Origin of the sequence: Streptomyces sp. NPDC006711 (assembly GCF_042869775.1) — a bacterium.
Lineage (GTDB): Bacteria > Actinomycetota > Actinomycetes > Streptomycetales > Streptomycetaceae > Streptomyces.
Genome location: NZ_JBIAGO010000003.1, coordinates 418,150 through 441,282, shown reverse-complemented (window position 1 = coordinate 441,282; position 23,133 = coordinate 418,150). Strand labels below are relative to the sequence as shown.

The window sequence follows — 23,133 nt, the reverse complement described above, 5'->3', positions numbered from 1 at the left end:
ACGGCGTCGGCGACTTGCCCCCGCCCGGCCCGTGGAGCGGAACCTGAGACTCGCCCCGAAGCCGCCTCACTCCAGTGAACGCAGCGTGGCGCGGAGCCACTTGAGTTCGGCGGCGCTGGTGGCCCGGGCGATCGTGAGGATGCCGCGCCGGAAGGGATCGTCCAACTCCTCGGCGCTGATGGGACGTTCACCGTCGTAGAAGAAGCTCGCCGGCTCTTCGAGGAAGGCCAGCCTGCGGCGCAGCACGGCGGCCTGGTCCGACGGGGCGGACAGATGGCGCAGAAACGCGAGCAGCGTGAACCAGCGGTTCTCGTCGGTGATGTCGAGGCGGTCGGGCTCGGCGAGCCGGCGTGTCAGCTCGGCGCGGCCCGCCGTCGTCAGGGTCAGCGTGTGCCGGGGCGCTGCCGCCGCCCCCGGCTGGGTCTCCCGGGCCAGCAGGCCCGCCTTCTCCAGCCGTTTGATCGCCGGATAGAGCGTGCTTTCGCCGACCGGGCGCACATGGCCGGTCAGGGCGGTGATGCGCTTGCGCAGCTCATAGCCGTGCAGCGGAGCTTCGTGGAGGAATCCCAGGATGGCGAGTTCGAGCATGCACGCATTCTGCCTCAACCGTGAAGTACATCGTTGACGTAGTACTACGTTCCCGATGTATGGTCAGCCCGGACGGGGCGCGGCGAGCGGTCCCGGGTGTCACACGGCGCCCGGACCGGCGCCGCCAAATGATCGGAGAACGGGGAGCGCTCATGCGGCAGGCGGAATTCGACGGGCAGGGGAGCCAGATCCGGTGGACGGAGTGCGCGGGGGAGGGGCGCGCGCTCGTGTATGTGCACGGCCTGGGCTCCATGTCGGCCGTCTACCACGCGCATATCGCGGGCCATCGCGCGCTCGCGGGGCGGCGACAGCTCTTCGTCGATCTGCCCGGTCACGGCCTCAGCGACCGCCCCGCGAGCTTCGGCTACACCCTGGAGGAGCACGCGGACGCCCTCGCGGCGGCGTTGGACGCGGCGCGGGTCACGGGCGCCGAACTGGTGGCGCACAGCATGGGCGGGGCGGTGGCCATCGTGCTCGCCGCCCGCCGCCCCGACCTCGTCGCCCGACTCGTGCTGACGGAGGCCAACCTCGATCCGAACCCGGCCCCCTCGGCGGGCAGCAGCGGCATCGCGTCGTACACCGAGGAGGAGTTCACGCGGGGTACCGGCTTCGAAGACGTGCTCGCCCGCGTCGGTCCGCTGTGGGCGGCGACCATGCGGCTGGCCGATCCGCTGGCTCTGCACCGCACCGCTGTCGCCCTCGTGCGCGGTACGCGGCCGACGATGCGCGAGTTGCTGCGCGCACTCCCGGTCGAGCGCACGTATGTGGTGGGCGGACTCGACGGAGAGCCGGCCGGGCGCGCGGAGCTCATCGCCTCGGGCGTCCGGGTCGTGACGGTCCCGGACGCGGGACACAACATCATGTTCGATCAGCCCGAGGCCTTCGTACGAGAGGTGGCAGGGCGGGGCTGACGGGACCGGGCCGCCGGGACGGGCCCCCGGCGGCCCGCGGAGGCGGCCGCCGTCAGCGTGCACACCCACCCCGGCACGGGCCGGCGCCCGGCCCGCGACCGCCACGCCTCGCGGCCCCGTCATCCCTCGCGCACGGCCACCGCGAGGTAGCGCTCGTCCTCGTCGGCGTACGACAGCAGGCGCCAGCCGGCCGACGCGAGCAGTGGTCGCAGCCGTGGCTCGGCGCGCAGGTCGTCGTCGGTGATCCGGCGCCCCTGCCGGGCGGCGAGCGCCGAACGGCCGATGGGGTGGAACAGGGCAAGGCGGCCACCCGGACGCACGACGCGCGCCAACTCCCGCAGATCAGTCCCGGGTTGGGCCAGGTGGGAGATCAGGCCGGCGCCGAAGACCACATCGAGGGAGGCCGAGCGCAACGGCAACCGGGCCACGTCCGCGCGCAGCAGCGCGGCGTACTGATCGCGGCCGGCCGAGGCGGCTTCGGCGATCATCTCGGGCGTGAGGTCCACGCCGATGACGGTGCCGCGCGGGCCCACCGCGGTGCGCAGCGGCGTCAGGGCGCGGCCGGTGCCGCATCCAGCGTCGAGCACCGCGTCGCCGTGCGCGAGCCCTAGTTCCGCGACGGCCGCCGCGTACGCCGGGCCGTCGTCGGGGAACCTGCGGTCCCAGTCGGCCGCCCGCGCGGCGAAGAATTCCTGGACGTGTGTGTGGTGGTCTTCGGCCATACCGCCATGATCCCCCACCCCATGGCCGACTCACCGCGCCCGGTACCGCTTGCCCGTGGCGCGCGGGTGGTGAAGGGTGGCAGAGGAACGGGGAACGGGGAATTGCTTGAACGGGGAGGCTTGACATGGCACTGAGCAAGGAACTCGACTGGCTGCTCGACGACCTGACCCGGCGGGTCGAGTACGTACGGCACGCGATCGTGCTGTCCAACGACGGTCTGGTGACCGCCGCGAGTTCGGGTCTTGAGCGTGAGGACGCGGAGCACCTGGCCGCCGTCTCCTCCGGTCTGCACAGCCTCGCCAAAGGCTCTGGCCTGCACTTCCGGGCCGGCAAGGTGCGCCAGACCATGATCGAATTCGATGAGGGCGTCCTGTTCGTCACCGCTGCGGGCGAAGGGAGCTGTCTGTGCGTGCTCGGCTCGGCGCAGGCCGACATCGGCCAGATCGCGTACGAGATGACGCTGTTGGTCAACCGGGTGGGCGAGCACCTTTCGGTGGCGGCCAGGCAGCCGGGAGCCTCCGGCGACTTGGGAGGCGCACCCTTCTGAACTGGCGTTTCGCGCGGCGGGATTGAGTTGTCCACAGGCCGAGCGGGATGTCCGTGCGGCGGGTTACGGTCGTCACCGAGAGTATTCGCCAGGAATGCTCGTTCCTCACGGGGGAGGATCCGATGACCGTAAGCACCACCAAGAACGCCGTCGTGCCCGCAGTGGCCGCCGGTGCGGCGGCCCCGGCCGGGACGCGCCTCGCACTCGGCGCCGCCGCTCGCGAACTGGAGCTCAAGCGCGGCGAGTTCGACCTCGCCGTGCAGCTGGGGCACATCCGCACCGTGCCGGATCCGGGCGGCGGCCGTCGGCGGGTCACCGCGCGCGAGGTGGCCCGCCTCAGAGCCGCCCGGGATTTTCCGCAGGGCCTGCGCGAACGGGCGCGGACCGTCGGCACACGCGAAGGCGCCGACCTGCTCGGCGTCGCACCGGGGCGCTTCACCAAGCTGGCCCGCACCGGCCATCTCACGCCGGTGCGGTGCTACCTCAACCGCTACCGCGCGGTTGTCTGGCTGTACTTGGCGGACGAACTTGTCGAACTGGCCGTGCGTGAACCGCAGTTGTTGAGCGGCCGCCACCCGGAGCCTGCGGGCGCGCAGGACTGGCGGGCGCGCAACTGGCGCAGCCGAAGGCTCGCGATGCTCGCCCGCCAGAGCGACGACCAGTGGGAGCTGGCGGCAGCGGTCGCCTCCGCCCTCGACGGCGCGCACCTCGCGGAAATCGTCCGGGATCCCTATGAACGGGCCTGCTTGCGGCGGCTGTGCCCCGATACGTTCCGCGTGCATCCCGAGTCCGCGATCGCCCAGGGCGTCGTTGACCGGCTGCTCCTCGCGGACGAGCCGGACGAGATCGAGTGGTACCGCTCGCGTCTGGTGGAAGCGCTCGCGGACGCCCGCGACCAGGGCCCGGCCCCTCGTCCCCTCGCCGACACGGCGGTGGAGTTGGGCACCGAGGTGATCGGGCAGGCGCCGGCGCCGTGGCCCTTTGGGCAGGCGAGGCCGGATCCCGCCGCCGCGCCGCGTCACGCCGGGCGCCCGCCCGCCACGGAAAGGGGGCGAGCGCCGGTACAGCGAAGTCTGCTGCGGCGGCTGCGGCGGCGAAAGTAGCCTGGCCGGGGCGGGGAGGCGATCGGGGTGGGGTTCATGACATCCTGTGACGTCACAGCTCGCCGGACGGGATCGGCGGACGTCCGGGCGTTACGGGGAAGGTCGATGAGGCTCTGCTTCCTGGTGGAAGAGCACTACCGCCATGACGGCATGCCCGTGGAGGTGATCCGCCAACTCGATGCCTGGGGCCACCAGGTCGATGTGGTCCGGCCGGGCGGCTCGCTGCTGCGGATGTCCGAGGCGGTCCAGGCGGGCAGCCACGACGCCTGGGTGCTCAAGACCGTCTCCGGCGGCCCGGGGCTCCCGCTCCTGGAGGCCGCCGCAGCGGTGGGGCTGACCACGGTCAACGACGTGCGGTCCATCCGGGGGGTCCGGGACAAGGCGCTGGCGTCGGCCATCGGGCGCAGCCGGGGCCTGCCGGTGCCGATGACGTACGCGGCGGCCAGACCCGAACTGCTCCTGGAGATCCCGGACTCGCAGTACCCGCTGGTGGTGAAGCCCGCCGACGGGAGCTCGGGGCGGGCCGTGCACCTCGTGCCGTCGCCGGACCGGCTGGCTTCGATGCTGCCCGACCTGGCAGGCGAGGGAATGCTCATAGCCCAGCCCTACATCCCCAACTCGGGCATCGACCTGAAGGTGTACTGCGTCGGGGGCGAGCTGTACGCAACGGAGCGCCGCTCACCGCTCCACCCCGACCGGGGCGTGCGCGAACGGCATGTACCGCTGCCCGCCGAAGTGGCCGCCATCGTCGACCAGGTCGGTGCGGTCTACGGCCTCGACCTGTACGGGGTGGACGTGCTGCTCGGCCCGGACGGGCCCGTGGTCGTCGATGTGAACGACTTCCCGAGCTTCCGCCAGGTCCCGGACGCGGCGGCCAAGGTGGCCAGGGCCGTGGTCGAACTGGCCCGTACGGGCAGCGCGGTCGCCGCCGCGGCCTTCGTCTCCGGCGCCGGACACATCCCCAAGCAGCCGTTCGCGAACGAGGCGGCGACCGCTGTCGCACGGCCGGTCCGGACGTCAGCGGGGGCGGGGGAGGTCCGGTGAGCCACAGGACGGCGGCGGCCGGGCCGGGGGCGCCGGAAAACGTGGATGCGGCCGAGCGTCAGCGGGAGGCGCGGGCCGCTGCGACGGTCGGGCCGCAGGGGGCCGATCAGGATGTGACGGGTCCACTGCGGGGCAGCCGCGGTGCGACGTCGGGGCGGCGGGAGCAGGACGGTAGCGCGACGAGGGCCGGGCGGCGGTCGGCGCGGGCCGCCGTGACGGTCGGGCTCATCACGCCGGAGCCGGATCATCCGTTGCTCGCCGCGACCACGGCGCTGCTCAAGGGGGAGCACCGGGTGGTGGCGCTCCATCCGGAGACGGCCGAGCTCGACGTTCTGGGGCCGCTCGCGGACGTGTACCTGCTGAAGTCGCGTACACCTCGGGCGCTCGCGCTGGCCCGGGCGCTGGAGTCACGTGGGGCCGAGGTGGTCAATTCGGCCCGGGCGACCGAGCTGTGTCAGGACCGTACGTTCATGGCCGAGCGGGCGGGGCAGGCCGGTCTGCCGTTCTCGCCGACCCATACCTTCGACTCGCTCACCGACCTCGCGGCCGCCGGAAGACCGATGCCCCCGTTGGTGGTGAAGAGCCGGCACAGCCGCCGGCACGACCTCGTGGCACGCGTCGACAGCCGGGCGCGGCTGGCCGAGCTGGCCGGCACTTGGGGGGACGAGCCCGTCGTGGCGCAGCGGTTCGCGGAGAACAACGGCTATGACCACAAATTGTGGGTGATCGGCGGCACGGTCTTCTCGGCGCTGCGCCGCTCCGAGCTCGCCCCCGAGGGCCGGGGGCCCACGCTCCCACTCGCTCCCGGTGAACTGCCGCGCGGCTGGGTCGAGTTGGCCGTGAGGGTGGGTGAGGTCTTCGAGCTCGACGTCTACGGGGTCGATGTCATAGACACCGGAGACGGCACGCCGCTGATCGTGGACATCAACGCGTTTCCTGGCATCCGGGGGCAGGCAGGCGCCCCCGAGGCCCTGGCGGCGCTGGCGCTGCGCAGGGCCCGGAAAGCGGTCGCGGCGGTCTGACGGACCGCCGCGCGCCACGCCGCCGCTTACTGCGCGGCCGCGCGGCCGTTTCGCCCCGCCGCCGCGCGCGGCCCCATCGGTGCTGGCGGGCCGGCGGGCAGGGCGCGCGTCAGTGCGCGGTGGGCTGCGCCACGGTGTTCCAGGCGGTGATCACGGGGCGTTCGTGCTCGCGTCCGAGCCGGGACATCGCCCCGGTGTCGAGTACGAACAGGGCTCCGCCGGACGCCGGAAGGCCCAGATAGCGGGCGGTCAGAACGCGCAGGAAGTGGGAGTGGGCGAACAGGACGACGTCCTCGTCGCCGTCGCGCAGGGCGGGCGCGACCTCGGCGAGGACCCGGTCGGCCCGCGCTCCCACCTCGGCCGGGCTCTCCCCGGGATGCTCGGCGGGACCGGGAGCGACGCCGTCGCTCCAGAGGTTCCAGTCGGGACGGGTGCGGTGGATCTCCACAGTGGTGACGCCTTCATCACCGCCGTAGTCCCATTCCTGGAGGTCCGGCGTGACGCGCGGGTCCTTGAATCCGGCCAACTCGGCGGTGTGCAGGGCCCGTTGGAGCGGGCTGGCCAGGGCGAGGCCGATGTGCCGCCCGGCGAGCAGCGGCGCGACCGTGCGGGCCTGTTCCTCTCCGTGCGCCGTGAGCGGCAGGTCGGTGTAGCTCGTGTGCTGTCCCGACCGTGACCATTCGGTCTCCCCGTGACGTACGAGGATCAACTCACCCATGGCTGTGCGTTCCGTTCTCCGTGTGCGTTCCCCCAGCCGGTATCGCCCCGGCCGTACGCGGGGACAACCTTAAGAGGGCCGACGGCATTCCGGGCGGATGGGCGTGTCGGGCGTTGCCTACCTCACGTGTGTCTCACGCGTCACACCCGCGCGGTCGGCCCGCCGCCTGCGCCCGCCGCCCGCGCCCGTGCTCCGGCCCGACGCGCCCTCGCGCCCGTCCGCCCTCGCCCCAGGCCGGACGCGGCGTCAGAGGAACAGGAAGGCCGCCGCCGTGGCCGCGCCGAGCGCGCCGCCCGCGACGGTCTGCATGACCGTGTGGTAGCCCAGGGCCACCCGGGACCAGCACACCGCGAAGGTGATCGCGTAGGCCGCCAGCCACCAGGGCGAGTGCACCACGGCGAGCAGCGCGACGACCGCCGAGGCGACGGCGGAGTCCACGGAGATCTTCCAGACCGTGTTCACGGCCAGCAGGAAGATGGTCATCACCCACAGCGCGAGCATCGCGGCCAGGATGCCGGTGGGCGCGTGGCCCAGGACCATCACGACCGAGCCGGCCCCGATCGAACCGAGGATCAAGAAGAAGATCGGGGCGCGCTTGGTGCGGTCGACGACATGCCGGTCGCCCCACGTTCCGCGCTTGCGCTCCCACTCGATGTAACCGGCCGGGACGAGCCCGGCGCACAGCGCGCCGAGCAGCCCCCACAGAAGTCCGCTCCACTCGCCGGCCGCCGCGAGGCCGATGCCGAGCATGCCGACGAGCAGCACGTTGCGGGGTTGCAGGACGTCGGTGATGGCGCGGGCCGTGGCCGTCGTACGGTGGTCGGCCCCGGTCAGGGTCTCACTCACGCGGTCTTCTCCAGGGAGTCAAGGACGCCACGGGCCCGTTCGCCGCTGACGGTCCGGAAGGCGGCGGCCACCCGTACCAGCCGGGCGACTTCGCCGTCCTGGTCGGTGGCGTGCTTGGTCTCGACGACGGCGGCCTCGCCGGCCGGGGCGCCGCCGGCCTTGGCGGCAAGCGCCGCCTTGATCCAGTACGCCTCGGCCAGCGGACCCGTCTCCTCGGGCGCCGGGCTGTCGTGCGAGGCGGCCCGCTTGGCGGCCGGGAGCAGACTGTCCGGCACGTAGTGGCGCAGTTTCTCGACGGCGTCCGCGATGTCGGCGGCCCATCGGTCGATCCTCAGGTCCGCCGGGGTGCCGAAGCGGGTCAGTTCCCGGGCCAGGGAAGCCGGCGGCTCGAAGGGCTGGTCGGGGAAGGCGGTCATCAGCTCCCGCCACAGCGGATGCAGGCTGGCCTGCGCCCGCCACAGCCGCACCCGTCGCCAGCCCTTGCTGAAGGCGGGGATGGAGGCGCCCAGCGCGAAGAACGCGAAGAGGACGACCTGGGCGGCCTCGGTGACCTCGTCGAACTTGAGGGCGAAGGCCGAGCTCGGCTGGTCGATGACGCTGACCCACAGGAACAGGGTGCGGCTCACGGTGTAGCCGACGCCGATGAACATGGCGAACGTCATCATGCCGAGCCCGACGCGCAGATGACGGGCCTCGGCGCCGACGGTGGCGAGCGCCCACTGGTAGGCACAGACGGCGGACGCCGCCCCCAAGTACAGGTAGAACACGCTCATGTAGAGCGTGGCGCCCCACTGCCCGGCGTGGTCGGACACGAAGCGGTCCGAGGCGTAGGAGCGGTCGACCACCGTGAAGAAGAGCACGGTCAACAGGATCAGCGTGGCGACGGACGCCTTGGTGGCCACCTGCTGGATCAGCCGCGCGAACCGGACGTGCCGGGGGATGACCCCGTCCTTCGGGAAGTGGCCGTAGATGGCGACGATGTAGCTGAGGATCGCCAGGATCGCGATGGTCGCCGTGTAGTGCTTGATCAGTACGGCGAGGTCCACCACAGGGCTGTTGTTGAGCCCGGTGCGTACGACCTTCGTCTTGGTCCACAGGGCCACGGCGAAGCCGGCGTAACAGCCCCACAAGGCACGTCTGCGTTTGTCCTCCTCGTCGCCCCAGAGTGCTGCGGGCATCCGCCACAGGGCGACGGCGGTCATCAGGCCGGCTATGAGGTAGCCGGCAAGGTCCAGCGCGGTCACGGGTATTCCTCGGGGTCACGAGCGGGGGACGGAGGGGCGGAGGGGGCGTACGGGGCGTACGGGGTGGAGGCGGCGGTGTGGCGGTGCGGCGGGCCGGTCGGCTAGGAGCGGCGGAAGAAGCCGCGGCGGCGGTGGGCCACGGGGCGCGACAGGGAGTTGGCGAGCCGTCCGACCATGTCGTCGCTCGTCACGTCGCGGGCCAGCCGGGGGATGAGGGACGCGCCGAACTCGGCGATCCGCTCGTCATGGGTGTCGTACTGGGCCCGCGCCTGGATGGGGCCGCCCGAGCGGAACGCCTCGGTGACCTCGGAGGGCAGCTCGTCCGGATCGCTCTCGGGCGGCGCCGCCCGTCCGGCCGGCTCGTCGGTGGCCAGCACGCGGTCGATCAGCGAGGTGTTGAAGACGGGGAGCAGCCGGCGCAGCTGGGTCGCGCTCAGCGTCGTGCCGTGGTCGAACCATTCGTGGCACAGCTCGTGCAGGATGACGTGCTGGGTCTGGTAGGCGGTCGGGCGCCGTCGGTAGAGCACGAAACTGGTGCCGCCGGACTTCAGGCGCAGACCGCAGGCGGCGTTCACGCGGGCCAGCCGGTCGGGCAGTTCGTGCAGGGTGATGGTGCGGCCGCGGGCCTCTTCCATGTTCGCCACGAGAGCGGGGATGCTGAACGGGGCCGGGATGGGCAGATCCGCCAGTCCGGCTTCGCACTCTTTGCGCAGCTCGCGCATGGACATGGAGACCTCTTGATCGTAGTCACGCGTGTGTGACAAGCGATCTGCGATCCTAGCCAATCATCGTGAATACGCGGAGTCGGCTACCCGGGCTGCCCGCCGGGGGCGGCTTCGTGCCCGTTGTCCCGCCCGTACCCGCTGTCCTTGCTGTCCTTGTTGTCCTCGAGGAGGGAGAGGACGAACTGAAGCAGCTCCGGGTCGAGCCCGTCGTCGTCGATGCCACGGCCCGCGAAACCGCTGATCTCCCCGGTACGCCGCTTCGCGAGGAACTGCAACCCGGCGACGACGTCGTCGACCACTTCGGACTCGTCCTTGAAGAAGCGCCAGTCGACGCCGAAGCCGAGTCCGAGCGCCTTCAGGATGTCTTCGGAGGGGTGGGTGACCTTCCCGGCGAGGATGTTGGAGAAGTAGCTGTGCGAGAGGGAGCCTCCGCGCTCCTTGACCAGATCGGCGAAGACCCGGCCGGAGATCTTCTCCCCGGGGAAGGTCTTTTCGACCATGTACTCGACCTTCTGACGCAACGTCCTCAAGTCGGGAGTGCGCTCTTCGCCGTTGTCCATCAGGGTCCCCACGTCCACGCCCGCCGCTGGTGCGCTGTCCGACGAGGCGCGATGTTCGATTCGGTCAACGGATTGGTACTTTAACCGACCTCGATGCAGGCGCCCGGCTTGTGGGCGGGCCGTCGGCCACCCCCCCGGGCGGCAAACCGGAGCAACTCCCGCCGTGGTCAGAACTGGACTTGCGGAAACACTCTACGTCACTGTTAACTCGAAAAAACACGAACAAGGAGCCACGAGGGGAGTTCCTTGCTCGAGTGACTGCTGTGCCCTGCGCGCTTGTTGTGCTCAGGGTGCGCCAGTCATGGCACACAGGTGTAGCCCTTCGCGACGGGGGAGGCGCGAAGGGCTACACATGCATTATGCACCTTGTCTGCGCGGTGTGGCGACGTGGCCCGGCGAAGAGTCGGCCGGATCCGCTCGAACGCGAGCCGTACTCGGCTCGGTCCCTGGCCGCGCGCGGCCGGGTGACCGCCCTGCCGGCCGCCGCTCCGCCGACGGCAACTGCCTCAGTCCGCCGACTCGTTGGCGCCCGGCAGATGGACGAGTACGAGGACCAGGCCCGCCACCACGAAGTTGCGGGCCGCCGCGTCCAGACCGTTCCAGGCCTTCGACTGCCACATCGCGAACCACTCGCCGCCGACCGCCATGAACCCGGCCCCGAACAGCAGCAGCACCATCAGCAGCCCCACGGTGCTCAGCCGCCTGGCCCGGCCGAGCCCGGCCCGGCCGCGGAGCCCGGCGGCCCACGCGACGACGGCGACGATGAGGATCAGCGCCGCCACGGTCTCCCAGGCGATGATCAGGACGTACGCGATGTCCTGGAGCGTGTGCGACGTGATGGCCCGCCACATCAGGTCCGGGTCCTTGAACGTCGTGTCCATCGTCAGGACGTGCCGCACGAACTGGCGGTTGGTGTCGAAGTCGGTGATGTTGCCGAACGCGACCAGTGTTATGTAGAGCCCCACCGTGGCGGTGAGCAGCGCCGCTGCGAGCGGCAGCGCCGGGAGCCCGGCCGCGCGCCCGGGCCGCGCACCGCTCCCGCCGCGAGCCCCGAACCTGAACCTGGAGGCCATCGCGGACTCCCTTCCCCTCGGACGCGCCGAGCCGAATTGCCGTGCCGGGCGCGCGGCTTGTTCCGGGCGCCCGGCCCTCAGCATGCCCGATCAGCCGAGCCGGGTGATCTTCGACCCGAACGACGGCTCCGACAGGGCGTCCCTGAGCGTGACCGGCACCTTCACCTCACCGGTGCCGCCGCCCACGGTCAGCGTGCCCACTACCGTGCCCGCCTTGGCGCTGTGCGGCAGCTTCTTGCCGTCGTCCGTCAGCTTGATCCCGACGGCGGCGCCGGACCAGACGGGGACCGCCAAGTCCTTGGCCGCCACGACCGGGACCGTACCGCCGAGGCCGTCGTCCACCCGGCCGACCACCTCGCCCTTCTTCACCACGGTCTCGTTCCTGAGCGCGTTGCCCGCCGCGAGGATCAGGTTCTTGCTCGCGGCGGTCGCCGTCTCGATGATGTTCGGCTTGTGCTGGCCGAACACGGCGCCGATGATCAACTGCTTGCTGTCGCCGACCGTCTTCTCCGCGGCGAACAGCAGATTGCCCCCCGCCTTGGTCGTGGATCCCGTCTTGATGCCCACGACGCCGTACAGGGGCACGAGCGAGTTGAAGTTGCGCTGGGTCCTCGCGGTCTCGACGGTGCTGCCGCCCGACGTCGTGGTCGACGTGTACGAGGGCAGCCGCGTGATCTCGCGGAACGTCGGGACGGCCATGGCCCGCTTGGCGAGCTTCACCTGGTCGTCCGCGGTGCTGACGGTGGATTCCTTGAGACCGCTCGCGTCCGTGTACGTGGTGTTGGTCATCCCGAATTCCTTGGCGGTGTCGTTCATCTTCTTGATGAACGTCTCCTCCGTCGAGGCGTCCCAACGGGCCAGCAGGCGGGCGACGTTGTTGGCCGAGGGCAGCATGACGGCTTGCAGGGCCTCCCGTTCGGAGATCTGCTGGCCCGCCTTGACCTCGACCACCGACTCCCTCTGCGGGACACCGGTGGTGTAGTCGTCCTGCGCCTTCTGGTCGACCGGGATCATCGGGCCCTTGTCGCCGGGCTTCAGCGGGTGGTCCCGCAGGATCAGGTAGGTGGTCATGACCTTGGCGACGCTGCCGATGGGGAGCGGCTTCATCTCCCCGTACGTGCCCATCCGGCCAAGGCCGTCGATGTCCACCACGGCCTGGCCCTCCGTCGGCCACGGCAACGACAGTGCGCCGCCGCTCGCGGTGTGGCTCGCCGGGACGGTGAGTTCGAGGGTCGGCGCCGGGAGCGGACGCAACGCCTGGACCGTCACGACGACGATGGCGAGCAGCACGGCGAGCGTGCCCCAGATCTTGATCCTGCGCGCCACCGTGCGGACAGGTGTCTCGGGTTTGGGCGGGGTGTTGGTGAGCTGGGCCAGCAGGTCGAGTGGCGGTGGGGCGCCCGCCGGGCCGCCGGTCGCGGGCGTGCTGGGGGGCGGGGTGGCTCCGGGCGGCGCTGTCAGCGCCATGGTGCGGTCGTCGCCCTGGACCGGGGGCGCGCCGAACTCCCGGGTCCGCTCCGACCCGTCCGGACCCTCACCATGCGTTTTGGCGGCCCGTGACGGCGTGGGAGCCGGGGCGACGGGCCGGGGCGCGACCGGGCGCGGGAGATCCGGCTTCAGCGCGACGAACTCGCTGGTCCGCTCGGACTCCGACTCCCTGGGAGCGGCCGGCGCGGCGGGTGCCGTGGACGCGGTGGGGGCGGCAGGAGTGGCGGACGCGGTGGGGGTGGTGGGCGTCCTGGGCGTCCCAGGGTCCTCCGGCTTGTCGCGCGTCCGGGTCGCCGCAGGGGCCTCGGAGGGGGACGCGTCCGGTTCGGGCGGCGCGGAGGGGCGGGAGGGCGCGGAGGCATCGGACGGCGCGGGCTCATCGTCGGGCCGTACGGGCCCTTCGCTCTGCGGAGGGGTGCCGGACGAATCCGTTCCGGGGGCCTCCGTGTCACCGTCACTCCGCCGCGCGCCGTCGTCCTCGCGGGTGTCGTGGTCCCTGTCCTGCCCACGGGCCCCGTCGTGCGCGGGGGCAGTGGATGGGGGTACGGCCGCTTGGGTCGCGTCGGCCACCCCGTCCGTCACGCCTGACCCGTCCTTCACGCCCGACCCGTCCTTCACGTCCGACGCGGCTGTCACGCTCGACTCGTCCTTCACGCTCTCCGCGTCGGAAACCCCGTCCGCCTTCGCGCCGTTCTTCTGGTTCATACGCAGTGCAGCCCGCCTTGCTGATCTCGCCCTTGCCCGTGTCGTCGGCCGTCCGGGCCGCCACGGCAGACGAAGGGGGCCGCCGACCGATGTCCCTTCGTTACGAGGCGACCGGGGCCCTTCGTGGCGCTGGGCGGCCGAACGAGCATCACCACGATCGCACGTCCGTGTGACCAAATGGTGACAGAGCCCCCGGTGGTTCTCGTGTGCCCGGCACTTCGCCGGTGCTCCGCCGGCGGCGGCCCATTGTCAGACCCTCTTCCTATGCTGGCAGGGCAAGGTCGAACGGGGATTCGTCGGGAGGCAGAGGTGCGGATCGAGCGGCATGACGTCGACGCGACGGCGCTGGCCGCCGCGGAGGCCGGCTTCGCGGAGCGGATCGCGAGGGACGTGCGCCGGATGCGGCACGACGAACATCCGGCCCGGGGCTGGTGGTCGGTGGCCGGTGCCTTCCTGGACTATCTGGGCGCGCGGTCCCTGCGATCACCCGCACTTGAGGGCAAGGACGCGCATGCGGCGCTGGGCTCCGCTGCCGCCGCGGCCCTGGCCGCCCTTGAACTGACGCTGTTTCCGGGGCGCCCGGTGGACGTGTTCATCGACTACGCCGGGGTGGGCGTGTCGTACGGCGGCGAGTTCGAGAGATGCGACGCACGGGCCCGGAAGCAGGAAGACGGACATGTCCGTCCCGGCGCCTGGCTGGACGGGCTGTATCTGGCAGTCCTAGCCCAGGTGTCGGACCGCAACGCCGACATCTTCACCATGGGTGCTGTGCCGTGGCGCGGCCATGAGGGGCGCGCCGATGTCGCCCTCGTCCACGCGTTGATGGCGTACGTCTTCGCGCATGAGGAAGGGACGGGTGGCGCGCCGACACCCGGGCCGGTGCGCGAGGTCGAGAAGTGCGCGCTGATCGACATGGTGGTCGCGACGCTCGGCGAAGGGGACGACCTGCCGGGCCACCGGGCCGCCCTCGCCACCCTGCGCGCCTTGGCCGTGGGGGATGAGAACAGCTTCGTACGGTGCCTTGCGGCGCAGTTGGAGCAGCACCGCGTCCGCGCGCGCTCCGGAACCGGGGGCGTCCCGGATGCCACCGGAGACCTCGGTGTCACCGAAGCCCCTGATGTCACCGAAGGCACTGGTGTCGCCGGGGACATGGGCGCCGCCGGTGGAAGCGCCGCGCCGCGCGGTCTGCTCCCCCTGGACGCCATGGCGCTCATGGCGCTGGCCCACCGCAGGCAGGGCTGGGGCGTCGGTATCGAATCCGGTTATCTGCCCCGAGCCGTGGTGACCGGCTTCGCCCCGGCCCGGCCCCGAGTGGGGGCGTACGGCAGGGACAAGCGTGCCGACGCCGTGGCCGCGCTCACCGAGGGCCCGTTGGAGGTGGAGCGACCCCCGCACCCCCTGGCGGCGCGGGCCACGGATCTTTCGCGGTACGACGTGTGCGCCGCGCGGGAGATGGCGCGCTTTCACGACCCCGATGAGGATCCGAAGGCACTCACCAGGGATCTGACCTCGCTCATGTCGGATCAGCGGCGGCGCTTCCTCGCGTGGGCGACGTTCGACCCGGACGAGCCGAACAAGCCGGGCCAGTGGGAATCTCGTCGGAAGGAGGACGCGATCAGGGAGGCCCTGCTGCTCGGCGCCGAGGCGGGCGCGGGCGCCCTGCGGGTGGCGCGGGCCGAGCCGGGCACGGAAGTGGAGGTCTCGGTGGGCGGCACCACACGCACGCTGCCGGCGTGGCGCGGTTCCTACCGTCCCCATCCGCACCAGTGGCAACAGGCCACGGCCTTGGCGCTGGTGGTCGGGGCGCGCGGGCCGCTGGCCGACTGCGTGCTGATCGAGCCCGAGTTCTTCGACGAGGGGGAGCGGCCGTCACCGGGCGGGGCGTACTGCGCGGCGCTCCACGACTATCTGCGCGGCGTCGATCCGGAGCCCGCGACGGACCGCGCCGTGGCGTCGTTGGCCCGCGCGGCCGGCGCCGCCTTCCTGCCCCCGCCGATACTCCTGCTGTCCCAGCTCGTCCAGGGCGACCGGCAGGGTTTCGTCCTCGCCCTCGCGGACGCCCTGGAGGAACACCGCGAGCACTACGCCGTGGGAAAGCGGGGGGAGGATCCGGAGGCCGCCGTCAACCTCGATGTGCTGGGGCTCGCCTGCCATGCCCACCGCATCGGCTGGTCCATCCCGCTACGGTCCGCCTATCTGCCCGAGGGGTTGTTCCGGTAGCCCCGGGCGCCGCTCGCCCGGCCTTGGGTGGCCCCGCACGATGAGGCGGGTCAGCAGGACGACCGAGCGGGGTGCGGAGCGGTCGCCGTCGATGCGGGAGAAGAGGAGGCTGGCGGCGGTGGCGCCGAGCGCGACCGGATCCTGGCTGACGACGCTGAGCGGCGGGCTCAGCCGGTCCGCCAGGGGAAAGTCGTCGAACCCGACCAGGGCCACGGGGTCGGGGCCGCCGAGTCCGTCCATCACGCCCATGGTGATCAGGTCGTTGGTGGTGAAGAGCGCCGTGGGGGGCGAGGGCAGCGCCCGCAGTTCGGCGAGGGCGGCCCCGGCGTCGGACTGGGACCGCAGTCCGTGGCGTACCAGCGCGGCGTCCTCGGGTATGCCGTGGGAGGAGAGCGCGTCGAGATAGCCGGCGTGCCGTTCCCGCTGGGTCCAGATGTCGAACCGGTCGCCGAGATAGGCGACGCGGTTGTGTCCCTGGCCGAGCAGATGGCCCACCGCCCGCTCCGCGCCCGCGCGGTTGTCGACGGTCACGGTGTCGACGGCCAGCCCCTTGGCGGGCCGGTCCACGCAGACGACACAGGTGCCGCCCGCCATCGGCTGTCTGAGGAAGCCGTGACCCCCATTGGTCGGGACCAGGATCAGGCCGTCCACCTGACGGGCGGTGAAGGCGGCTATGACCTCGCGTTCCCTGCCGGGTTCGTCGTTGGTGCTGCCGACCAGCACGAGGAAGCCGCGCCGGTGGGCCTCGTCCTCGACGGAGCGGGCCATGAGCGCGTAGAACGGGTTGGCCAGATCGTCCACGACGAGCCCGATGGTGGACGTGCGGGGACTCTTCTGCCGCAGATTGCGGGCGTTGTCGTTGCGCTGGTAGCCCAACTGCCGTACGGCCTGCTCGACTCGGGCCGCGGTGTCCGGCGAGACCCCCGGCTCGCCCGAGACCGCGCGCGAGACGGTCATGGGGCTCACGCCCGCCGCGCGGGCCACGTCCTTCATCGTCGGGCGCTTCACGAGCCTCCTCATCGACCGGTCCGTGCCCGCTGCCGGCACGGCGACGGGACGATGATGGCAGACGGCGCACCACGTCAGGCGGGCCGAGGTGCGCCCGGGACGGCCGGGTTTCAGGAGCCGGAAACCACCTTGTGACTTGGTAACGTTCCCATCGCGCGGGCTTGAACGACCCTTCCGTCTGACTGGTCGTCAAAGTCCGTCCAGCGAGCGGCGATTGCGGCACGGCGGAAAGGATCCCGGAGATCGGCGGTGAGCGTGGGCGCGAATTCATCCCTCTCCCTTGACGGGTGGTCAGGGACACCTCAACAATCCTGAGTTGATTGGTAACGTTCACATGCCCACCGAGCATCCCCCGTCCCGAGGCCGCCCGCCGGACGACGAGCGGTCCTTTGCGAGAAGGTGGTCCCCCCTCGTGCTCCGCTGCGTGCCCTTCCCCCAATCCTCCGCCCGCTCCAGATGCCTCAGCGCCCTCAGCGCGCTCGCCCTCTGCGCCCTCGGCGTCGTCGGTCTCGCCACCGCCCCCGCCCACGCGGGAACGCTCGCGCTGACCCAGTACGTCGACCCGTTCATCGGCACCGACGACAGCAACGCCCCCAACCCCGTGCCCGGCGGCGCCGGCGGCAGCACCTATCCCGGGGCCGTGGTGCCCTTCGGCGGGGTGCAATTCGGCCCCGACACCCCCACGGCCTCGCCCTCCGGCTACCGCTACAAGGACACCTCCGTCGAGGACTTCAGCCTCACCCACTTCGACGGCGCCGGCTGCCCCAACAACGAGGACCTGCCGCTGCTGCCGGTCACCGGCGCGCTCGGCGCCTCGCCCGGCACCCACTGGACGAGTTACGCCTCCGGGTACACCAAGGCCAACGAGGTCGCCAAGCCCGGCTACTACAAGACCCGTCTCGACCGGTACGCCACCGACGTGGAGCTCTCCGCCACCACGCGCACCGCCATGGGCAAGCTGACCTATCCGGCCTCGACCACGTCCCGGCTGCTGATCGACACGGGCCGCAGCGCCACCGGCAACCGGGCCGGGACCGTGCGCGTCAACGGCAGCGAGCTGACCGGAAGCGTGACGGCGGGCGGATTCTGCGGCTCGTCCAAGACGTACCAGATCTACTTCGACCTCCGCTTCGACCGTGCGCCGACCGGCTTTGGAACCTGGTCGGGCGACACGGTGAGCGACGGCTCAGCCACCGCGTCCGGGAACAACACCGGCGCCTACGTCACCTTCGACACGACCACCAACGCCACGGTCCAGTTCAAGGTCGGCCTGTCCTATGTCGGCGTCGCCGGCGCACAGGCCAACCTGACCGCCGAGAACAACGGCTGGGACTTCGGCGCGGTGCGCGGCGCGGCCGACGACTCCTGGAACCGGATGCTCAACCGGCTCCAAGTGAGCGGCGGCAGCGCCACCGACCGGCAGAAGTTCTACACCGCCCTCTACCACGTCCTCCAGAGCCCCAACATCTCCAGTGACGTCAACGGCGACTACCGGGGCTTCGACAACGCCGTGCACACCTCGGCCAGACCGGTCTACCAGAACTACTCCGGCTGGGACATCTACCGCTCCTGGGCGGCGCTGATCGCCCTCATGGCGCCCACCGAGGCCGGCGACATCGCCAAGTCGATGGTCCTTGACGGGCAGCAGGGCGGGCTCCTGCCCAAGTGGTCGCAGCAGACCAACGAGGACTTCGTCATGACGGGCGACCCCGGACCGATCATCGTCAGCAGCATGTACGCCTTCGGAGCGCGCGACTTCGACACCGCCGCGGCGCTCGCCCTGATGGAGAAGTCGTCCAACGGCGGCACCGCGCAGGGCGACCCGATACGGGGACGCCAGTCCACCTACACGAGCCTGCACTACCTCGACGACCCCTCCGACTCCCTGGAGTACTCCGCGTCCGACTTCGCGGTCGCCCAGTTCGCCAAGGCGCTCGGGGACACCGCGAGCTACACCACCCACATGACCCGCGCCCAGTGGTGGCGCAACACCTTCAACCCCGAGTCCTCCTATGTGCAGCAGCGGGGGAGCGACGGCTCGTGGAGCTGGCCGCTCGACCCGGCGAGCCAGGCCACCTTCACGGAGGGCAACGCCTCCCAGTACACCTGGATGGTCCCCTACGACTTCGCCGGCCTGATCAACTCCATGGGTGGCGCGCCGACCGCCGTACAGCGCCTCGACCACCACTTCACCGAGGTCAACGCCGGCCAGAGCAGGCCCTACTACTACATAGGGAACGAGCCCGAGCACGGCGTCCCGTGGGCCTACGACTTCGCGGGCCGTCCCGCCGGCGCCACGGACGCGGTGCGCAAGGTGATGAGCGAGTCCTTCACCACCGGAGCGGGCGGACTGCCCGGCAACGACGACCTCGGTGCCACGTCCGCCTGGTATGTGTGGGCCGCGCTCGGCATGTACCCGGCGACCCCCGGCGCGGACACGCTCGCGCTGCACGGCCCGCAGTTCCCCTCCGTCCTGATCCAGCGGGCGGCCGGTGACATCACCATCACCACCTCCGGGTCCGGTCCCTACGTCCAGGGGCTAACGGTCAACAGCGCGTCCACCAGCCACAGTTACCTGCGCTACGCCGATGTCGCGGGCGGCGCGACGCTGGCCTACACCATGGGCGCGGCGCCCAGCGCCACCTGGGGCACCGGCGCGTCCGACGCGCCCCCGTCCTTCCAGGACGGCGCGGCCCCCGTTCCCGCCGCACCGGACCTCGGCCCCGACCTCGCCCTCGGCAAGGCGGCGACCGGATCGGCGCCCTGCACGCCGTCGGAGTCGGCGGACAAGGCCGTGGACGGTTCGCTCGCCAACAACAGCAAGTGGTGCTCGGCCTCGGCGAACCCCTCGCTCCAGGTCGACCTCGGATCCGTCCGCAATGTGTCCTCGTTCGTGGTCGAGCACGCCGGACTCGGCGGCGAGAACACCGGCTGGAACACCGGCGCCTTCCAGATCCAGACCAGCGCCGACGGCGCCTCCTGGACCACCGCGGCCACCATCACCGGCTCGCGCGCGAGCCGCACCTACTATCCCGTGGCGGCCCGGCCGGCCCGCTACGTACGCCTGATGATCAGCGCCCCAGCCAACACCGGCGGCGGTGGGAGTGACGCGGCGCGCGTCTATGAGCTGGGGGTCTACGGGCCGAGCGGTGGCGGCCGGGACCTCGCGATCGGGCAGCCGGCGACGGGCTCCGCGTCCTGCAACGCCACGGAGACGCCCGACAAGGCGGTCAACGGCAGCGTCACCGGCGGGACCGGCGACAAGTGGTGTTCCAAGGCCCCGGGCGACAAGACCCTCCAGGTCGATCTCGGCGCGTCCCATCCCCTGACCTCGATCACGGTGCGCCACGCGGGGGCCGGGGGCGAAAGTGCGGCCTGGGACACCAAGGACTTCGATCTGAGTGTGTCCCCGGACGGCAGCGCCTGGACCACGGTGGCCCAGGTCCGGGGCAACACCGCCGACTCCACGACCACCACCGTGACCGGTTCGGCCCGCTACGCGCGTCTGACCGTGCTCACCCCGACCCAGAACGGCGACGCCGCCGCCCGCATATACGAGCTGGAGGTGAACGGCACCTGAGCGGTGGCGAGCCGCCCGGCGGCGCCTCCCCCGCGCCCGCGGTGCGGGAGGGGCGCCGCCTCCTTTGACGTGCATGAAGCGCTCGCAGCTTGGGCATTCAACCGGCAGAACAGGGAACACCTGTGCGACGCAGGGGCAAAGGTGGGGATGCACGATGAAGGCCATACGGTTCGCGGGCGCGGGACGGCCACTCAGCCTGGAGACGGTTCCCGACCCGGAGCCCGGTCCCGGCTGGGTGGTGGTCGACATCGAGGCCGCCGGCCTGTGCCACTCGGACCTGCACATCATGAGCGGCATGGACCTGGGCGACCTCACCGTGAAGTCGCCGGTCACCCTCGGCCATGAGGGAGCGGGAGTGATCTCCTCGGTCGGAGAAGGGGTGGAGGACTTCGCGGTGGGCGACCGGGTCGGGATCGCCCTGGTCACCCACCCCGTCGAGGAGGCCCGCTTCGCACCCGGGGTGGGACACGACGGAGCGTTCGCCGAGCGGGAACTGGCCCATGTGTCCACGCTGGTGCGCATCCCCGACGGCGTGACCTTCGCCGAGGCCGCCGTCGCCACCGACTCGGTGGCCACCGCCTACCACGCCGTGCGCGCCGCCGGTTCGGTGCGTCAGGGCGCCACGGTGGGTGTCGTGGGCCTGGGCGGCCTCGGCCTGAACGGCGTACGGATCGCCCAGCTGCTCGGGGCGACGGTGTACGGGGTCGACATCAACCCCGCCGCCCACGGCCCGGCGCTCGAGGCCGGCGCCACCGCGTGCTTCCAGGACACCCGGGAGCTCATGGCCGAACGCCCCGATGTGATCGTGGACTTCGTCGGCGCCCCCACCACGACGGGCCCCGCCGTGGAGAGCGTGCGCCCCGGAGGACGTGTGGTGCTGGTCGGTCTCGGCGGCGCCGTCGCCTCCATACCCGTCGCGTCCCTGGTGATGCGCAACGTCCAGCTGATCGGCTCGCTCGGCGCGAGCAAGGAGGAGCTGCGGGAGGTGTACGAGCTCATCGCGCGCGGGGCGCTGAAGCCGGCGGTGCAGGAGGTTCCGTTCGCCGAACTCCCGGCGGCGATGGACCGGTTGGCCCGGGGCGAGGTCCGGGGCCGCCTCTACACCCGGCCGCGCGCCGACCTGCGGGTGGGGGCGGGGGCCGTCTGAGCGAAGTCCCGCGCGGCGAGGGCCCCATGACGAATCGTCGATGCAGGGGCCCTCAGAAAGGGGTGCGCCGGGGTGTGCCAGAGTGATCCATATGGTTCTTCTTGGTCAGACACCCCAGTACATCTCCCACCAAGGTCCCTCCCGCCGGAACCTCCTGATAGCCCTCGCGGTCGGCCTCGCCGTCTGTCTCGGGATCGGAGCCGTCGCCGTGTCGGCCTTCAACGACAAGCCCCTGTTCCACGACGACGTCGCCTACGAGGGCGGATACGTGGTGGCCCTGGCCGGGATGAAGGCGGATCCCACCGGGAAGACGCAGGGCTTCCTCAAGAGCGGTGGGTGCGAGCAGTGGCGCCATGAGCAGGGCGGGCCCAAGGCCGCCGCCTCCCCGGAGCGCTGGCTCCAGGGCTGCCGTGACGCGGCCGACGACGGTGACTGCCGGGATGGACAGGTCGCGGCCAAGCCCAAGGGATCCGCGGGGATCAGAGGCCTCGTCTGCGACAGCAACAAGGGCGTCAGAAAGCCCGTCGCGGGCTGACCGGCCCCGTGCGTCCGTGCCCGTGTGTCCGTGCCGCCGCCCGTCCGCACCGTGGAGTAGCGCTTGGGGCTGACGGGCCGGGCCGGCGTCAGACTTCAGATGTACGGCACACGGGCTTCGAGGCGGACTCGTCACCACCTGTTCGTCTCATAGCTTCTTGATCAAGGGCGGAGCGCCGCGCTCCGCGCCATGATCCGAAGCGAGGCAACCATGTACGGCAAGGCGTTCGCCCCGGAGTACCGGGGGACCTTGGGGGAGCTGTCGGTCAACACCTCACTGGCGGAGGTGCTGGCCAAGGCGGTCGAGGAGCGGCGGCGCGCCGAAGCCGGCGGCAGCGGCGTGGAGTTGGCGCACGCCGGGCTCGCCGTCGCCGAGGCGAGCCGGCGGCTGGGCCTGGTCGAGGAGGCCGAGCAGGCGTGGAAGGACAGCTACCGCGCGGCCCGTGACGCCGGCGACGAGGGCGCGATGGCCTGGGCGATGTGGAGCGGTGGCACCCTGGCGCGCCAGCGTGGACAGCTCGCCCTGGCCAGGCGCCTGCTGGCCCGGGCCGCCGAACTCGCCGAGCGGGGCGACGACATCGTGGCGCGCGGCTACTGTCTCGCGGGCCTCGCCGAGACCGGACGCATCCAGGGCGACTACGAGGCCGTCGGCCGCCTCCATGAGCAGCTGCTCGCCGAGGCGCGGCGGCGCGGCGAGGCCAGGCACACGGTGTGGGCACTCGAAGGCATCGCGCAGATGCACCGCAACACCGGATCCTTCGACCGCGCGCTCGCCCTGTTCGAGGAGGCGGCGCACATAGCCGGGGAGGCCGGGGACGACCGGGGCCGGGCCTGGGCGCTGCGCGGGATCGCCGATGTGCGCTCCGCGCAGGGCGACTCGGAGCGGGCGCTGGAGCTGCTGACCGAGGCGGAGAACCTGTGCCGGGCGATCCAGCTGGTCAGCGCGCTGGCGTACAACCACAAGATGCGGGGCAACGTGCTGTTCCGCGCGGGGCGCCACGCCGAGGCGGAGGAGTGCTACAGCGAGGCGCTGGAGGAGTTCCGCGCGATGGGTGAACCGCGCGGGGAGGCGCTGGCCCGGCTCGGCCTGGTGAAGGCGCGGGCCCGTCAGGGGTGGGAGAGGCAACGCACGGCGGCCGAACTCGACGAGCTGGAGCGGGCGTTCGCCGCCATCGGGCTGCTGCGCGGCGGCGACATGATCGACCAGGCTCGCGCCGAGCTGGGAATCACCGACGCGGACGCCGGTCCCGCAGAACCCCGTGCCGCCGCCGATGTCGCCGTCACCCGCTGAGGTGGCCCGCGCGATGTCCTCGGCCCCCTTCGCACCGCCCACGACAGGAGCAGGAC

20 protein-coding genes are annotated in these 23,133 nt (G+C 71.8%); 10 read left to right on the top strand and 10 right to left on the bottom strand.

All coding sequences use genetic code 11. The annotated features are described in order from the left end of the window. Positions 1–66: 66 nt before the first annotated feature. Positions 67–588 carry a PadR family transcriptional regulator gene (locus ACFYM2_RS09725; protein ID WP_359008939.1) on the bottom strand — a complete coding sequence of 174 codons (522 nt, stop codon included), beginning with the start codon at positions 586–588 and terminating at the stop codon, positions 67–69. 152 nt (positions 589–740) lie between these two features. On the opposite strand from ACFYM2_RS09725, the gene ACFYM2_RS09720 reads away from it, so the two are divergent. Then, the gene (locus tag ACFYM2_RS09720; protein ID WP_388834816.1) at positions 741–1,499 is read left to right on the top strand and encodes an alpha/beta fold hydrolase; all 759 of its coding nucleotides are present in this window, start codon (positions 741–743) and stop codon (positions 1,497–1,499) included. A gap of 119 nt (positions 1,500–1,618) precedes the next feature. Here ACFYM2_RS09720 and ACFYM2_RS09715 read toward each other — a convergent pair whose 3' ends face one another. Next, positions 1,619–2,221 carry a class I SAM-dependent methyltransferase gene (locus ACFYM2_RS09715; protein WP_388834813.1) on the bottom strand — a complete coding sequence of 201 codons (603 nt, stop codon included), beginning with the start codon at positions 2,219–2,221 and terminating at the stop codon, positions 1,619–1,621. A gap of 125 nt (positions 2,222–2,346) precedes the next feature. Between ACFYM2_RS09715 and ACFYM2_RS09710 the strand changes: the two genes are divergently transcribed. From ACFYM2_RS09710 to ACFYM2_RS09695, 4 genes are all read left to right on the top strand, one after another. Next, on the top strand, positions 2,347–2,769 hold the full coding sequence (locus ACFYM2_RS09710) for a roadblock/LC7 domain-containing protein (protein WP_350228723.1): 423 nt from the start codon (positions 2,347–2,349) through the stop codon (positions 2,767–2,769). A gap of 122 nt (positions 2,770–2,891) precedes the next feature. Next, complete coding sequence (locus tag ACFYM2_RS09705; protein ID WP_388834810.1) at positions 2,892–3,872, top strand: DUF6397 family protein; 981 nt, start codon at positions 2,892–2,894, stop codon at positions 3,870–3,872. Positions 3,873–3,977: 105 nt separating this feature from the next. Then, positions 3,978–4,916, top strand: a complete 939-nt coding sequence (locus ACFYM2_RS09700; RefSeq protein ID WP_388834807.1) for a RimK family alpha-L-glutamate ligase — start codon at positions 3,978–3,980, stop codon at positions 4,914–4,916. A 212-nt stretch (positions 4,917–5,128) separates the two neighbouring features. After that, on the top strand, positions 5,129–5,938 hold the full coding sequence (locus ACFYM2_RS09695; protein ID WP_388834804.1) for a RimK family alpha-L-glutamate ligase: 810 nt from the start codon (positions 5,129–5,131) through the stop codon (positions 5,936–5,938). A 109-nt stretch (positions 5,939–6,047) separates the two neighbouring features. On the opposite strand, the gene ACFYM2_RS09690 is transcribed toward ACFYM2_RS09695, so the two are convergent. The 7 genes from ACFYM2_RS09690 to ACFYM2_RS09660 form a co-directional block, all read right to left on the bottom strand. Beyond that, on the bottom strand, positions 6,048–6,656 hold the full coding sequence (locus ACFYM2_RS09690; RefSeq protein ID WP_359008928.1) for a histidine phosphatase family protein: 609 nt from the start codon (positions 6,654–6,656) through the stop codon (positions 6,048–6,050). Positions 6,657–6,902: 246 nt separating this feature from the next. Then, a complete protein-coding gene (locus ACFYM2_RS09685) occupies positions 6,903–7,502 on the bottom strand; it encodes a hypothetical protein (RefSeq protein WP_388834801.1) in 600 nt (199 codons plus the stop codon). Further along, the gene (locus ACFYM2_RS09680) at positions 7,499–8,746 is read right to left on the bottom strand and encodes an MAB_1171c family putative transporter (protein WP_388834798.1); all 1,248 of its coding nucleotides are present in this window, start codon (positions 8,744–8,746) and stop codon (positions 7,499–7,501) included. The genes ACFYM2_RS09685 and ACFYM2_RS09680 overlap by 4 nt, the downstream gene beginning before the upstream one ends. A gap of 101 nt (positions 8,747–8,847) precedes the next feature. Further along, positions 8,848–9,474, bottom strand: coding sequence for a toxin (locus ACFYM2_RS09675; protein ID WP_388835125.1), 627 nt, complete (start codon positions 9,472–9,474; stop codon positions 8,848–8,850). Between the two features lie 80 nt (positions 9,475–9,554). Then, on the bottom strand, positions 9,555–10,031 hold the full coding sequence (locus ACFYM2_RS09670) for a hypothetical protein (RefSeq protein ID WP_350234425.1): 477 nt from the start codon (positions 10,029–10,031) through the stop codon (positions 9,555–9,557). 506 nt (positions 10,032–10,537) lie between these two features. Continuing rightward, complete coding sequence (locus tag ACFYM2_RS09665) at positions 10,538–11,104, bottom strand: DUF2165 domain-containing protein (protein ID WP_388834795.1); 567 nt, start codon at positions 11,102–11,104, stop codon at positions 10,538–10,540. A 90-nt stretch (positions 11,105–11,194) separates the two neighbouring features. Beyond that, entirely contained in the window at positions 11,195–13,297 is a 2,103-nt protein-coding gene (locus tag ACFYM2_RS09660; RefSeq protein ID WP_388834792.1) for a D-alanyl-D-alanine carboxypeptidase, read from the bottom strand. Positions 13,298–13,606: 309 nt separating this feature from the next. On the opposite strand from ACFYM2_RS09660, the gene ACFYM2_RS09655 reads away from it, so the two are divergent. After that, positions 13,607–15,517 (top strand): Imm49 family immunity protein, encoded by a 1,911-nt coding sequence (locus ACFYM2_RS09655; RefSeq protein ID WP_388834789.1) that lies wholly within the window; start codon positions 13,607–13,609, stop codon positions 15,515–15,517. On the opposite strand, the gene ACFYM2_RS09650 is transcribed toward ACFYM2_RS09655, so the two are convergent. Beyond that, positions 15,479–16,525 carry a LacI family DNA-binding transcriptional regulator gene (locus ACFYM2_RS09650; protein WP_388834786.1) on the bottom strand — a complete coding sequence of 349 codons (1,047 nt, stop codon included), beginning with the start codon at positions 16,523–16,525 and terminating at the stop codon, positions 15,479–15,481. The two genes, ACFYM2_RS09655 and ACFYM2_RS09650, sit on opposite strands and share 39 nt — an antisense overlap. Before the next feature lie 424 nt (positions 16,526–16,949). Here ACFYM2_RS09650 and ACFYM2_RS09645 point away from each other — a divergent pair, with 424 nt between their 5' ends. From ACFYM2_RS09645 to ACFYM2_RS09630, 4 genes are all read left to right on the top strand, one after another. After that, entirely contained in the window at positions 16,950–20,105 is a 3,156-nt protein-coding gene (locus tag ACFYM2_RS09645) for a GH92 family glycosyl hydrolase (protein ID WP_388834782.1), read from the top strand. Positions 20,106–20,259: 154 nt separating this feature from the next. Next, complete coding sequence (locus tag ACFYM2_RS09640; protein ID WP_388834779.1) at positions 20,260–21,252, top strand: zinc-binding dehydrogenase; 993 nt, start codon at positions 20,260–20,262, stop codon at positions 21,250–21,252. 91 nt (positions 21,253–21,343) lie between these two features. Then, complete coding sequence (locus ACFYM2_RS09635; protein ID WP_359005360.1) at positions 21,344–21,787, top strand: hypothetical protein; 444 nt, start codon at positions 21,344–21,346, stop codon at positions 21,785–21,787. A 210-nt stretch (positions 21,788–21,997) separates the two neighbouring features. Continuing rightward, the gene (locus ACFYM2_RS09630; RefSeq protein WP_388835122.1) at positions 21,998–23,077 is read left to right on the top strand and encodes a tetratricopeptide repeat protein; all 1,080 of its coding nucleotides are present in this window, start codon (positions 21,998–22,000) and stop codon (positions 23,075–23,077) included. The last annotated feature ends 56 nt before the right edge of the window (positions 23,078–23,133 follow it).

Coding starts and splice junctions, on each gene's coding strand:
- ACFYM2_RS09720 (WP_388834816.1), top strand. CDS start 741: ATGCGGCAGGCGGAATTCGACGGGCAGGGGAGCCAGATCCGGTGGACG.
- ACFYM2_RS09705 (WP_388834810.1), top strand. CDS start 2,892: ATGACCGTAAGCACCACCAAGAACGCCGTCGTGCCCGCAGTGGCCGCC.
- ACFYM2_RS09710 (WP_350228723.1), top strand. CDS start 2,347: ATGGCACTGAGCAAGGAACTCGACTGGCTGCTCGACGACCTGACCCGG.
- ACFYM2_RS09665 (WP_388834795.1), bottom strand. CDS start 11,104: ATGGCCTCCAGGTTCAGGTTCGGGGCTCGCGGCGGGAGCGGTGCGCGG.
- ACFYM2_RS09640 (WP_388834779.1), top strand. CDS start 20,260: ATGAAGGCCATACGGTTCGCGGGCGCGGGACGGCCACTCAGCCTGGAG.
- ACFYM2_RS09635 (WP_359005360.1), top strand. CDS start 21,344: ATGGTTCTTCTTGGTCAGACACCCCAGTACATCTCCCACCAAGGTCCC.
- ACFYM2_RS09630 (WP_388835122.1), top strand. CDS start 21,998: ATGTACGGCAAGGCGTTCGCCCCGGAGTACCGGGGGACCTTGGGGGAG.
- ACFYM2_RS09725 (WP_359008939.1), bottom strand. CDS start 588: ATGCTCGAACTCGCCATCCTGGGATTCCTCCACGAAGCTCCGCTGCAC.
- ACFYM2_RS09670 (WP_350234425.1), bottom strand. CDS start 10,031: ATGGACAACGGCGAAGAGCGCACTCCCGACTTGAGGACGTTGCGTCAG.
- ACFYM2_RS09690 (WP_359008928.1), bottom strand. CDS start 6,656: ATGGGTGAGTTGATCCTCGTACGTCACGGGGAGACCGAATGGTCACGG.
- ACFYM2_RS09675 (WP_388835125.1), bottom strand. CDS start 9,474: ATGTCCATGCGCGAGCTGCGCAAAGAGTGCGAAGCCGGACTGGCGGAT.
- ACFYM2_RS09700 (WP_388834807.1), top strand. CDS start 3,978: ATGAGGCTCTGCTTCCTGGTGGAAGAGCACTACCGCCATGACGGCATG.
- ACFYM2_RS09715 (WP_388834813.1), bottom strand. CDS start 2,221: ATGGCCGAAGACCACCACACACACGTCCAGGAATTCTTCGCCGCGCGG.
- ACFYM2_RS09660 (WP_388834792.1), bottom strand. CDS start 13,297: ATGAACCAGAAGAACGGCGCGAAGGCGGACGGGGTTTCCGACGCGGAG.